The organism is Streptomyces sp. H39-C1, assembly GCF_027158125.1.
Taxonomy (GTDB): domain Bacteria; phylum Actinomycetota; class Actinomycetes; order Streptomycetales; family Streptomycetaceae; genus Actinacidiphila; species Actinacidiphila fildesensis.
Window position 1 is genome coordinate 98,549 of record NZ_JAPVLS010000007.1, and the last position, 12,352, is coordinate 110,900.

The following is a 12,352-nucleotide window of genomic DNA, read 5'->3' on the forward strand; positions in this document are numbered from 1 at the left end:
GATGCGGACGTAGCTCAGTTGGTAGAGCGCAACCTTGCCAAGGTTGAGGTCGCCAGTTCGAACCTGGTCGTCCGCTCAGCAGAACGAAGGCCCCGGTGGATTTATCCACCGGGGCCTTCGTCGTACGCGGCCTTCGTCGTACGCGGCTGCCCGGGTGCCCGGCCGCGGGGTGCGCGGCCGGGCACTTGGGGCAGCCGGCCGCTAGGACCAGGTCGTGCCGGTGAGGCGCTCGTAGGCCTCGATGTACTTGGCGCGGGACTGCTCGATGATCTCGGGCGGCAGCGGCGGCGGGGGCAGTTCGCTGTTCTTGTCCCAGCCGGAGGCGGGGGACGTCAGCCAGTTGCGGATGAACTGCTTGTCGAAGGACGGCTGGGTCCGGCCGGGCTTCCACTGGTCGGCCGGCCAGAAGCGCGAGGAGTCCGGAGTGAGCACCTCGTCGCCGATGACGAGCTCGTCACCGTCGAAGCCGAACTCGAACTTGGTGTCCGCCAGGATGATGCCGCGGTCCCGGGCGACATCGCGGGCCCGGCTGTAGACCGCGAGGGTCGTCTGGCGCAGCAGGGCCGCGGTCTCGGCGCCGACCTGACGGGCCGCCTCCTCGTAGGAGACGTTCTCGTCGTGCTCACCGACCTCGGCCTTGGTGGCGGGCGTGAAGATCGGCGCGGGCAGCTCCGAGCCGTCGACGAGGCCCTCGGGGAGCGCGAGGCCGCAGACGGTGCGGTGCGCGTCGTACTCGACGAGGCCGGAGCCGGTGAGGTAGCCGCGGGCCACGCACTCGACCGGGATCATCCGCAGCGACTTGCAGACCATGGTGCGGCCGGCCCAGTCGGCGGGGGCGCCGGCCGGGACGTCGGTGGAGATGACGTGGTTGGGGACCAGGTCGGCGAGCTGGTCGAACCACCACAGCGACAGCTGGGTGAGGATCCGGCCCTTGTCGGGGACCTCGGTGGGCACCACCCAGTCGTACACGGACGTACGGTCGCTGGCCACCATCACCAGTTCACCGGCCGCGTTCCGGTACAGGTCGCGGACCTTACCGGTGTGCAGGTGCACCAGTCCCGGCACCTGGACGGGTACGGGTTTCTCAACGAATCCGGACATGGGTCCTCCCCACTCGGCGGCTCAGCTCCCGATTCTCCCGCACGAGGGAGGGTGCAACCCGACAGGGTCCGGCCGAGCGGGCAGGTCGGAACCCATCGGAACCTAATCGTGCTTGCAGATCCGGTCCAGGAGGTTGGCCGTGGCGCGCTGGATCCGGGGGTCCACATAGTGCGGACGGTCCAGCGCCGGGGACCAGGCGAAGGTGCCGGAGGCGAAGACATAGGCGCCGCTCGGTGCCCGGTACAGCGACGTCTCCTGATGGCGGCGGCGGCCGTCGGCGTCCTCGTACGGCGAGTGCGCGAGCAGGATCCGGTCGGTGGACTCGGGCAGCGCGGTGCGCGGGAAGTAGCGGTCCGCCTCACCCGCGACCAGGCCCTCGATCTCGTCCCCCTCGGCCGCGCCGGTGGCCTCCCACAGCCAGTGGTCGGCGTTGCGGACGACGAGCGGGGCGGGTTCGGGGACGCGGCCGGCGTACTGCACGCCCAGCAGCAGCTGTTCCGGCTCGCCCAGGTCCCGCCACAGGGCGCTGCGGCCGCGGGCGTCGCCGCGGCGCTTGCGGCAGGTCAGCAGCCGGTCGGGCTCACCGGCCGGCGAGGGGCCCAGTTCGACCTGCCAGTACATGGAGTTGGCGGAGAGGAACACCAGCGAGGTGCCGCCGTCCCTGGCGGCCTCGGCGGCGCGGCGCATCGGGACCGACCAGTACTCGTCGTGCCCGGGGAAGACCAGGCCGCGGTACCGGGAGGGGTCGACGCGGCCGGCGTGCAGATCGCGGGCGTCCGCGTAGGCCAGGTCGTAGCCGTACCGCTCCGCCCAGCGGATGAAGTCGTAGGCGTGGCCGACGTGCAGCGGCAGCCCCGCGCCCGCGTAGGGACGGTCGAAGGAGACCGTGGCGGGCGCCTCCTCCTCGCCGAGCAGCCGGCCTTCGGCGTCCCACGCGTGATAGAGGCTGGCGCCGGTCCTGCCGTCCTCCGGGTACAGGTTGTACGCCTGCCAGGTGACGTCGGGCATCACCAGCAGCAGGTCCGCGTCGAGCGCGGGGGCGTGCGGCGGCTCCTGGGTCGGGTACCGGCGCGGGGTCGGCGGGCGTGCGTCACGGACGGTGAACGGGATATGGCTGCGGTACCCGTCGGCGGTGGTGAGCACCGCCACATAGGCGCCGGTCTTCCAGTACCCCGGCACCTGCAGCCGCCAGGACTGCCACCAGTGATGGCAGGAGACGGTGCGGCCGGCGGCGAGCGGGGCCGACTGGACGATGCCGGAGAGCCGCGGGCTGGCCGTCATGTGGCACGCGCCGTCACCGCCGTAGTGGCCGATGCGGTAGATGTCGACGGTGAACTGCTGGGGCGGGTCCACGGTCACCCGGAAGTCGATGGCCGCGCCCGGGGCGACCGCGCCGGCCGAGGCGAAGCCCTTGACCTGGCAGCGCACGTCATCGGCGGTGCGCGGGCCCGGTACCTGCGGGCGGGCCGGTGCCTCGCCACGGCTCACGGAGAGGTCGACGTACCAGGGGACCACGTTCCCCTCGTCGTCCAGATACTGCTCGGCGCCGCGCAGCCACGGTAACGGGCCCTGTCCGAACGGGTCGGTCACCCCATGCGCGAGCGCTCCCGACTGCCAGCGCCGGATCTGCTCCGTCCCCACGTGTGCCCCCCTTCTTCGCCACGCCCCCGGGTCGAGTCCCACGCGTCCGAACCCAGCACATCACATAACGCACTCCCCTGGTTACTGTTCGTGGCGAATAATCGGAACAGTTTCGCTCCGAGTGGGGCAGAAACTGTCATCCGGCGGGTGCGGCGTGGCCCCTGTGTCAGACGAGGCGGACGGGCTTCTCCAGCCGGACGCCGACCGCGGTGAGCCAGGAGCGCAGCGGAGCCGCGTCACCGTTCTCCACGAGGCGCAGCACCGGCCACGCGAGGTCCGCCCGACGGGAGCCGTTGACGAGCAGGGCGGGCCCGTCCAGCCAGTCGAGACCGGCCGTGGCGCCCGCGGTGTCGACGGCGGCGCAGCAGACCATCGCGGTGACGTGTTCGGTGAGCAGCTCGCGGCCGGTGCGGGGCGGGAGCAGTTGGTAGACCGGGGCGAGGGAGGTGCCGGTGGCGGGGGTCCGGTTGGCGTCGCGGGCCGCTTCCTCGCGGGCGACATGGCCGGTGATCCGGGCCGCCAGCTCCTCGCTGCCGCCCCGGGAGAGCCGGTCGATCACCCGGGCGATGGTGGCCCGGCCGGGCTCGTCGGGAAAGTCCACGGAGCCGGCCACGGCCGCCTGGCGGGCGGCCTGGGCGCCCATCAGCAGCCCGGCACCGGCGCGGCTCTCCGCGGTGTGCTCGGCGGTCTGCACGGTGATGACCGCGGGCCGGTCGCGCTCGGGGCGCGGTACGGCGCTGCCCGGCTCGTCCAGCACCCTGATCAGCAGGGCGGCCTCGGAACGCCATATGCGGTCCACGACCTCCTCGGGGTACGAGTCCCAGTCGACCGGCGACCAGTCCGGGCCGTGGCCCTCGGGGCCGCCGTGGAAGAGCCGGGCCGCCAGCAGGGAGGCCGCCTCGTCGACGGTGCCGGGCTCTTCGAGCAGATCGCAGGCGGGGCGCTCGCCCAGCCGTGACTCGAAGCCCTCGGCCAGCCGGTCGCGGCGGGACAGATCGGTGAGCGCGGCCACCACTCCGGCGTCGAGCCGGGACGGCCAGCGGCCCATCCGCCAGGCGGGCAGCGCGACCCTCGTCAGCAGCCGGTCCCAGCCCGCGTAGGCGAGGCCGACCTGCTCCTGGGCGACGATCCGCAGCCCGTAGTCCACCGCCTGGGCGCGCTCCGAGGCGGACGCGGCCACTCCGCGCTCCATCTCGGCGGCATGCGCCCGGCAGCCGCGCAGCAGCAGCCGCGCGACCCAGCCGAGGAAGGCGTACGCGGGCCACACGAGACCGCGTGAACGCGCCGAGGCGACGCCGGCTGCGGCGTCCAGACCCCGGATGAAGCGCCGGGCCGCGGCTATGTCCGGGTCGGCGGACGGTCCGGTGCCGGCCACGACGGGGGCGAGCAGGGCACGCAGCTCGGCGACCCGCATCCACCACATGAAGGGCGAGCCGATCACCAGCACCGGCGCGGCCGGCTCCCGGCGGCGGCCCCAGCGGCCCGCGCCCGCTCCGTCCGGGCGGCGGTCCTCCAGCCAGCTGTCGCAGTCCGGGGTGAGCTCTATCGAGGAGGGCGTGGGGACCTGGAGGCGGACCGCGAGGTCATGGACCATCCGGTACAGGTCGGGGGCCGACGATTCGGCGACCGGGACCGTCGGGCTGACCGCGGGGCGGGCCCGGACGACGACGGCGGCGACGGCGCCCGCGAGCACCAGCACCACCAGCGCTCCGCCGACCACCGACCACCGCAGCGCGTCCCAACTGTCGCCGATCCGCCCGGTGGCGCCGCCCACGAGCAGGACGACGGCGGCGGCGGCGGGCAGCAGCGCCACGGCGAGCGCGGTGCTGCGGATCCGCAGCACCGCCAGCGCACGGGAGCGTGCGACTCCCTCACCTGTTTCTCCAGCCATCGGGCGGCTCACCCCCGTCTCACTGTCAGGACCGCCGTCGGCGGCTTATCCCACTGTCGCACCGCCCACGGACATCGCAATGTCTGTACGGCTACTTGCCGCACAGCACCACGCCGTCCGGCAGTGCGCTTCCGGGGCACAGTAGTTGGGGACCGCTGCCACGTCAGCCGGATGGGGAAGCCATCACTCCTTGGGGTGGCTTTGGGTAACGACCTGCCCCGCGGTATGGAGTGGATCAGGCAGCGGCGCCCTGTGGCTTCGATTGCAAGGCGGAGGAGGGAGTCCATGCGGTGGGGCACCTCCCAGCGGTAGCTGGGGGCCATCGGCGACCGACGACAACGCCGCAAGCGGAGTCGCAGGGCGCCGCGAGCCCGCTCCGTACCGCGGGGCAGGTCGTGAGCCACCCCAAGGGCTGATTCAGGACTGGCCGGTTCCCGCCGCCTTGGCCGCGATGTCGGTCCGGTGGTGCGAGCCGTCGAGCCGCACCCGGGCGACCGCGCGGTACGCCCGTTCCCGGGCCTTGGCCAGGTCAGCGCCGGTGGCGGTGACGGACAGCACCCGGCCGCCCGCGCTCACCACGCGGCCCTCGTCGTCGATCCTGGTGCCTGCGTGCAGCACGTACGCGTGCTCGTCCTGCTCCACGACCTCCGCCAGACCGGTGATCGGGTCGCCGGTGCGCGGGGTGTCCGGATAGTTGTACGAGGCGATGACGACGGTCACGGCCGCGCCCTCGCTCCAGCGCAGCGGCTCCACCTCGGAGAGGCGGCCCGTCGCGGCGGCCCGCAGCAGACCGGCCAGCGGGGTCTTGAGACGGGCGAGGACGACCTGGGTCTCGGGGTCGCCGAAGCGCGCGTTGAACTCGATCACGCGCACCCCGCGCGAGGTCATCGCCAGACCCGCGTAGAGCAGCCCGGCGAACGGGGTGCCGCGGCGGCGCAGCTCGTCCACGGTGGGCTGCAGAACGGTCCGCTCGACCTCGTCGACCAGCTTGGGGTCGGCCCACGGGAGCGGCGAGTACGCGCCCATACCGCCGGTGTTGGGGCCCTCGTCGGCGTCCAGCGCGCGCTTGAAGTCCTGGGCGGGCTGCAGCGGGACGACCGTCACACCGTCGGTGACGGCGAACAGCGAGACCTCGGGGCCGTCGAGGAACTCCTCGATGACGACGCGGTCGCAGGCCAGCGCGTGCGCGCGGGCGGTGGCGAGGTCATCGGTGACGACGACGCCCTTGCCCGCGGCCAGTCCGTCGTCCTTGACGACGTACGGGGCGCCGAAGGCGTCCAGCGCCACGTCGATCTGCTCGGCGGTGGTGCAGACGTAGGAGCGGGCGGTGGGCACCCCCGCGCCGGCCATGATCTCCTTGGCGAACGCCTTGGAGCCTTCCAGCTGCGCGGCTTCCGCGGACGGGCCGAAGCAGTCGACACCGCGGGCCCGGACCGCGTCGGCGACGCCCGCCACCAGCGGGGCCTCCGGACCGACGATCACGAAGTCCGCGCCGATCGAGACGGCGAGGTCGGCGACGGCGGCGCCGTCGAGGGCGACGACCGGGTGCAGCTCGGCGACCTCCGCGATCCCGGCGTTGCCGGGGGCGCAGTGCAGCGAGGTGACATCGGGGTCGAGGGACAGTGAGCGGCACAGGGCGTGTTCGCGGGCGCCGCCGCCGATGACAAGGACCTTCACGTGCCCAAGGGTAGTGGCCCCGTGCGGAGCCCCGTGCCGCGCGCGGCGGCTCACTCTTTCGAGTGGGACGGATGTTCGGCCCATACCTGACCACGCGGCCTTTAAGGGATGAAATCCAAAAATCCTTCCCCCATGGTCAGCCGTTCGGCGGTAAGAAGGGAGCTTCGTCGTGTCGGAAGACGAGCGCCGGAATGCGAGGGAGCGCGCAGTGAGCCAGCCGGACATGTATCCCGAGGAGGCTCCCCGGGAGGAGCCCGTTCAACGGGCTCTGCATAGCCAGGAGGACCTGCGGGCGCTGCCTTTTCCGCTCGGCGACTGGGGCGAGCCCGCCGAACGCCTGGAGGAGCTCTACCGCTGGGCCGAGTCCGGGGCGCTCAACACCACCGACTGGTACCTCGCCGACCGGGTCTGGAAGCGGCACGGGGCGCGCGGGCTGCGGCTGGCCGCCGCGTTCTTCGGCACCGTGGGCGTGGGGCTGCCGCTGATCGAGCTGACCGGGGCCGCGGCCGGCGCCGCGCGCTGGGGTTATGTGGCACTGCTCCTCGCCGCGGCCTGTGTCGGCATCGACCGCTGCTTCGGGCTGACGTCCGGCTGGATGCGGGACGTCGCCACCGCGCAGGCGGTGCAGCGGCGGCTGGAGGCGCTGCGCTTCGACTGGGCGTCGGAGAGCGTCCGCGAGGTGCTGGGCCCCACCGAGGGCACGGCGGCCGAGGCGGCCGAACGCTGTCTGGCGGTGCTGCGCCGGTTCTGCGAGGACGTCTCGGACCTGGTCAGGATGGAGACGGCGGACTGGATGACGGAGTTCGGGACGCGGACCGCGCCGCTGCGCGCGCAGGCCACCGTGCCGTGGGCCGCGCGCACCGAGGGGGTCCCCGCCGGCCGCTTCCCGATGGCACCCGGCGGCCGTCCGAACATGCCGCGCCAGCGGCCCCCGGAGGGGCCGGCCCGCTGAGCGGCCGGCGGCCCCTCCGTCAGCTGAGGGCCGCCTCGAACGTCGCCTCGACCGGAGGCCGCCTCAGCTGAAGACCACCATCGAGCCCTGCGCCAGCGAGCGGGTCGCCGCCGCGTGCAGGCCGAGCCAGACATGCCGTTCGCGGGCGAACGGGCTGGGATCGTACGACGGCGGGGCGGCCGGCTCCTCCAGTCCGGTGGGCCGGTCCGGCGGGTCCGGGGCCTGCGGCGGGTTGGCCGCGTCGATGCCGATCGCCGCAGCGACGGACGCGAGATCGCGCAGCAGTCCGTGGCTCGAACCCAGCGGGCCGCCGCCTTCGAGCAGTTCGTCGTTGACGACCGGGTGCGGGAAGTCCAGCGGCACGTACGCGCCGGCGTGGTCGTAGTGCCAGACGAGGTGCGACTGCTGGGCGGTCGCCTCGAACATCTCCAGCAGTTGCTCGTAGTCGCCGCCGAGCGCGTCGACGGGGGTGACCTCCAGGCCCTGCAGGTTCAACAGGAAGGCCCGGCGCAGGAAATGCAGGGCGTCGTAGTCGAAGCCGGCGACCGGGCCGACGTCGCCGGACAGCCCCGGCATATAGGTGTGGACGGGCACCGGCGGCAGGCCCGCGTCGTTCAAGGCCTTGTCGTAGCGGGCCAGTTCCTCGGAGAAAGGGTTTTCGGGGCTGTGGCAGAGCACGTCCACAAGGGGAACCAGCCACAAGTCGCAGGCCACAGGCGCTCCAAGTCGTCTATGCGATCGTCGGGCCAGCGTAGTGCGAGGCGCGGTCGGCGTCAGGAGGTGGAACCCTTCCGGCTGTCCTGAAGGGTCGTTCGCGCGGTCGCCCGCCCTCGTTATCGGGGGGCCAGCTTCGCCATGAGGGCGAGGGCGTGCTCGTTGTAGTCGGCGACGATACGGCGTGCCGCGGCCAGATCGCGGTCCCGGACGGCGTCGACGAGTTCGACGTGGTCCGACCAGCAGACGCCCGCGAGCATCGGATGGGCGCGCAGATACGGGATCGAGTACATCCAGGTCTGGGTGCGGATCCGGTCGAGGAATTCGCAAATGTGTGGATTGCCCGACAATGCCGCGACTTCGCGCCAGAAGCGGATGTCACAGCCGATGAGTACGTCGAGCATGCCGGACCGCGCGGCCCGCGCCGCGGCCTCGCCACGGCGGCGCACCGACGCGAGGACATCGGCCGGCACTTCCCGCAGTTGGTCGCCCTCGATGCGCCGGAAGATCCCCTCGGTCACCAGGTTGCGGGCCTCGACCATGGAGACGAAGTCGTCGGGGCCGAACCGCCGGACCTGGAAGCCGCGGTGCTGCTCGACGTCGAGCAGGCCCTGCGCGGCCAGGTCGACCAGCGCCTCACGGACGGGCGTGGCGGAGACGCCGTACAGCTCCGCGATCTCCTTGACGGTGAAGTCCCGCCCGGCCGGGAGCCGGCCGGTGAGCACCTCGTCACGGAGTGCGTCGGCGATCTGCTGCCGCAGGCTGTTGCGCTTCACCGGTGTGGTGTCCGCAAGCACTGCCGCCTCCTCGCCCGAACGTACGTTTCACTCCGATTACTCCGCACACGATAGGCGAAGGTTCGGAAATCAACCGCACGTCCGGGGAGGGAAGCGTGTGGGGGTTATGTGCATTTCGCGATGAGCCACGCGGTGTTGACGGCCGGCGGAGGCCGCTACCGGGGGTCGGCGGGCCGTTGCCGGGCGGTCGCCGGGGGCAAGCGCTATCCGTTGACGGCGTACCGGTCGGTCACCGCGAGCGCCTCGTCCAGTGCCGCCAGGCCCTCCTTGGCCTCGGCCTCGGTCACCGTGCACGGCGGGACGACATGCGTGCGGTTCATGTTGACGAAGGGCCACAGACCGCCCTTCTTGCACGCCGCCGCGAACTCGGCCATCGGCGCGTTGTCGGCGCCGGCCGCGTTGTACGGCACGAGCGGCTCGTGCGTCGCCTTGTCCTTGACGAGGTCGAGGGCCCAGAAGACACCGAGGCCGCGCACCTCGCCGACCGAGGCGTGCCGGGCGGCGATGTCGCGCAGCGCCGGGCCGATGACCCGTTCACCGATGTCGGCGGCGTTCTCCACGATCCGCTCCTCGCGCATCGCGTTGATGGTCGCGACGGCGGAGGCGCAGGCCAGCGGGTGGCCGGAGTAGGTGAGACCGCCCGGGTAGGCGCGGGTGGCGAAGGTCGCGGCGATCTCCGGGGAGATGGCGACGCCGCCGAGCGGCACGTAGCCGGAGTTGACGCCCTTGGCGAAGGTCAGCAGGTCCGGGACGACGCCCCAGTGGTCGGCGGCGAACCACGCGCCGGTGCGGCCGAAGCCGGACATGACCTCGTCGAGGATGAAGACGATCCCGTACCGGTCGCAGATCTCCCGCACGCCGGCGAGGTAGCCGGCCGGCGGCACCAGGATGCCCGCGGTGCCGACCACCGACTCCAGGATGATCGCGGCGACGGACTGCGGGCCCTCGAACGCGACGAGCTGCTCCAGGTGCTCCAGCGCGCGCTCGCACTCCTGCTCCTCGCTCGTCGCGTGGAACTGCGAGCGGTACAGGTACGGGCCCCAGAAGTGCACGACGCCCGCCGAGGCGGTGTCCGACGGCCAGCGGCGCGGGTCGCCGGTGAGGTTGATCGCGGTGGAGGTGGCGCCGTGGTACGAGCGGTAGGCGCTGAACACCTTGTGCCGGCCGGTGTGCAGCCGGGCCATGCGGACGGCGTTCTCGACCGCCTCGGCGCCGCCGTTGGTGAAGAAGACCTGGTTCAGATCGCCGGGGGTGACCTCGGCGATCAGCCGGGCCGCCTCGGACCGGACGTCGACGGCGAAGCCCGGCGCGATGGTGCAGAGCTTGGCGGCCTGCTCCTGGATCGCGGCGACGACCTTCGGGTGCTGGTGCCCGATGTTGGTGTTCACCAGCTGGGACGAGAAGTCCAGATAGCGGTTGCCGTCGTAGTCCCAGAAGTACGAGCCCTCGGCCCCGGCCACGGCCAGCGGATCGATGACCGCCTGCGCGGACCACGAGTGGAAGACGTGCGCCCGGTCGGCGGCCTTGACGGCGGCTCCGGTCTCGGGATCGGCGACGGCGAAAGGAGGGGTCATGCGCTCCAGGCTAAGGATCCCCGCCGGTCAGGGACACGGTCACCTTGTATGGCACACGCCACGTTCCCCGACAGGCTGTCATGGGATCCGGTCCCACGGAGCTCCCGGAACGGGGTCCCGGGAATCCGGCGCGGGACCTTACGTGGACCCGGTGCGGGCGCCTTTCAGGCCCGGGCCACCCGCCCCGGGGGCCCGCTCGAACGGTCAGACTATTCTTCGGCTACGGGTCGGCCGGAAGGCCGGGAGGAGGCACGGGGGGCATGGAAGAACTCAGGGCCGGCGATCCGCAGTGGATCGGCGCGTACCGGCTGCTGGGCCGGCTCGGCACCGGCGGTATGGGGCGGGTCTTCCTGGCCCGTTCGGAACGCGGCCGGACCGTCGCGGTGAAGCTGGTGCGGGCCGAACTGGCCGCCCAGGACGAGTTCAGGGCCCGCTTCCGGCAGGAGGTCCAGGCGGCCCGCCGGGTCGGCGGCGCATGGACGGCGCCGGTCCTCGACGCCGACACCGAGACCGAGATCCCCTGGGTCGCCACCGGCTACATCGCCGGGCCGACGCTGCAGCACGTCATCGCCAAGGAGTACGGCCCGCTGCCGGAGCGCTCGGTGTGGGTGTTGGCGGCCGGGCTGGCCCACGCGCTCAAGGACATCCACGCCGCCGGGCTCGTCCACCGCGATCTGAAGCCCTCGAATGTCATGATCACGATCGATGGCCCACGGGTCATCGACTTCGGCATCGCCCGCGCCCTGGAGACCGTCACCGGCGGGGTGACGAGCACCGGCGCACTGGTCGGCTCGCCGGGCTTCATGTCGCCGGAGCAGGTGCGCGGCGACCGGGTCACCCCGGCCTGCGACGTCTTCTGCCTGGGCTCGGTGCTGGCGTACGCGGCGACCGGGAAACAGCCGTTCGGCGCCGCGAGCAGCGGGGTGCACGCCCAGATGTTCCGGATCGCGCAGGAGCCGCCGGACCTGGACGAGCTGCCCGGCGCGTTGCGCGAGCTGGTCGCGGAGTGTCTGGTCAAGGTGGCCGACCAGCGGCCGGACCTGGACGCGGTGCTGGAGCGGATCGCCGCCCACCCGCCGGAGGACGGCAGGACCTGGCTGCCCAGCGCGATCGTCGCGCAGCTCGGCCGGCACGCCGTGCGGCTGCTGGAGGCCGAGAACCCGCACGACGGAGGTGCCACCCCGACGCCCCCGGCCGCGCGGCCCGCACCCGAGCCGGAATCCGGCTCCGCTCCCCTCCCGACCCCGGCCCCCGCCTCCGCGCCGTCGCTGCCCGCCCGGCCGACCGCGGTCGACCCGGCCCCACCGGCCCCGTCCCCGTACGCGCCCGGCGGCTACGGCTACCCGCACCCCGGATACGGACACCCGCCGGAGTACGCGGATCCGCCGCCGCGCCGGCGGCGGCAGGGTGTGCTGATCGCCGTCGCGGTGGCGGTCGCGGTGCTCGCGGGCGCCGGTGCGGCCGTCGTCGCACTCGACCTCGGCAAGGGCAAGGGCGACAGCACGGGCAACCAGGGCCTCGGCGGCGGTCCCGGGACGGGAACCCCGTCCGGCTCCGGTACGCCGCAGAACTCGCCGTCCACGTCGGAGACCGCCTCCACCCCGCCCGGTGAGGTACCCGACCGGCTCGTCGGCACCTGGCAGGCGGGGTTCGACAGCAACGGCACCAACACCCGCACGCTGACGATCCGGCGGAACGGCACCGTCACGCTGGCCGGCACCGGAAGCACCTATCAGTGCGAGTGGACGATGCACATGACGTCGGCCGGTCCGCCGCTGGCGCTGAGCCCTTCGCTCCTGACCAGCGCGGTGCCCGCCACCTCCTGCAACCCGGGGCTGTCCTCGACGCTCACGGCGATCGACGACTCCCATCTGCTGCGCGACTCCCGTGAGCCGGGCAAGGCCCCGCTCACCTACACGAAGATCGACTGACGGCGCGGAACGACGGACAGCTGGTCCGCGGACGGCAGAACGCGGCGCGCCCCGGTGGTCCTCGTCCTGGACGA

Annotated in this window: 9 protein-coding genes and 1 tRNA gene; 3 read left to right on the plus strand and 7 right to left on the minus strand. The window is 72.8% G+C overall.

The window, feature by feature from the left end; translation table 11 throughout:
• Positions 1-3 precede the first annotated feature (3 nt).
• Positions 4-76, plus strand: a tRNA-Gly gene (locus tag O3W51_RS07060).
• Positions 77-201: 125 nt separating this feature from the next.
• Here the strand turns inward: O3W51_RS07060 and O3W51_RS07065 are convergent.
• The 4 genes from O3W51_RS07065 to purD all read right to left on the minus strand — a co-directional run bounded on the left by O3W51_RS07065 (position 202) and on the right by purD (position 6,310).
• The gene (locus O3W51_RS07065) at positions 202-1,101 is read right to left on the minus strand and encodes a phosphoribosylaminoimidazolesuccinocarboxamide synthase (RefSeq protein WP_138355834.1); all 900 of its coding nucleotides are present in this window, start codon (positions 1,099-1,101) and stop codon (positions 202-204) included.
• Between the two features lie 102 nt (positions 1,102-1,203).
• Entirely contained in the window at positions 1,204-2,742 is a 1,539-nt protein-coding gene (locus O3W51_RS07070; protein WP_138355835.1) for a N,N-dimethylformamidase beta subunit family domain-containing protein, read from the minus strand.
• A 166-nt stretch (positions 2,743-2,908) separates the two neighbouring features.
• Positions 2,909-4,633 carry a hypothetical protein gene (locus O3W51_RS07075; RefSeq protein WP_138355836.1) on the minus strand — a complete coding sequence of 575 codons (1,725 nt, stop codon included), beginning with the start codon at positions 4,631-4,633 and terminating at the stop codon, positions 2,909-2,911.
• Positions 4,634-5,050: 417 nt separating this feature from the next.
• Complete coding sequence (purD, locus tag O3W51_RS07080) at positions 5,051-6,310, minus strand: phosphoribosylamine--glycine ligase (RefSeq protein WP_269284683.1); 1,260 nt, start codon at positions 6,308-6,310, stop codon at positions 5,051-5,053.
• Positions 6,311-6,518: 208 nt separating this feature from the next.
• Between purD and O3W51_RS07085 the strand changes: the two genes are divergently transcribed.
• The gene (locus O3W51_RS07085) at positions 6,519-7,262 is read left to right on the plus strand and encodes an SLATT domain-containing protein (protein WP_244809256.1); all 744 of its coding nucleotides are present in this window, start codon (positions 6,519-6,521) and stop codon (positions 7,260-7,262) included.
• Between the two features lie 63 nt (positions 7,263-7,325).
• On the opposite strand, the gene O3W51_RS07090 is transcribed toward O3W51_RS07085, so the two are convergent.
• The 3 genes from O3W51_RS07090 to O3W51_RS07100 form a co-directional block, all read right to left on the minus strand.
• The gene (locus O3W51_RS07090) at positions 7,326-7,976 is read right to left on the minus strand and encodes a hypothetical protein (protein WP_269284685.1); all 651 of its coding nucleotides are present in this window, start codon (positions 7,974-7,976) and stop codon (positions 7,326-7,328) included.
• Positions 7,977-8,095: 119 nt separating this feature from the next.
• Positions 8,096-8,773 (minus strand): GntR family transcriptional regulator, encoded by a 678-nt coding sequence (locus O3W51_RS07095; protein ID WP_138355839.1) that lies wholly within the window; start codon positions 8,771-8,773, stop codon positions 8,096-8,098.
• Positions 8,774-8,976: 203 nt separating this feature from the next.
• Complete coding sequence (locus O3W51_RS07100) at positions 8,977-10,347, minus strand: aspartate aminotransferase family protein (RefSeq protein ID WP_138355840.1); 1,371 nt, start codon at positions 10,345-10,347, stop codon at positions 8,977-8,979.
• A 260-nt stretch (positions 10,348-10,607) separates the two neighbouring features.
• On the opposite strand from O3W51_RS07100, the gene O3W51_RS07105 reads away from it, so the two are divergent.
• Positions 10,608-12,278 (plus strand): serine/threonine-protein kinase, encoded by a 1,671-nt coding sequence (locus tag O3W51_RS07105; protein WP_198358598.1) that lies wholly within the window; start codon positions 10,608-10,610, stop codon positions 12,276-12,278.
• Positions 12,279-12,352 lie beyond the last annotated feature (74 nt).

Excerpts from the sequence above, each read along its gene's own strand:
- O3W51_RS07105 (WP_198358598.1), top strand. The coding sequence starts at position 10,608 with ATGGAAGAACTCAGGGCCGGCGATCCGCAGTGGATCGGCGCGTACCGG.
- O3W51_RS07065 (WP_138355834.1), bottom strand. The coding sequence starts at position 1,101 with ATGTCCGGATTCGTTGAGAAACCCGTACCCGTCCAGGTGCCGGGACTG.
- O3W51_RS07075 (WP_138355836.1), bottom strand. The coding sequence starts at position 4,633 with ATGGCTGGAGAAACAGGTGAGGGAGTCGCACGCTCCCGTGCGCTGGCG.
- O3W51_RS07100 (WP_138355840.1), bottom strand. The coding sequence starts at position 10,347 with ATGACCCCTCCTTTCGCCGTCGCCGATCCCGAGACCGGAGCCGCCGTC.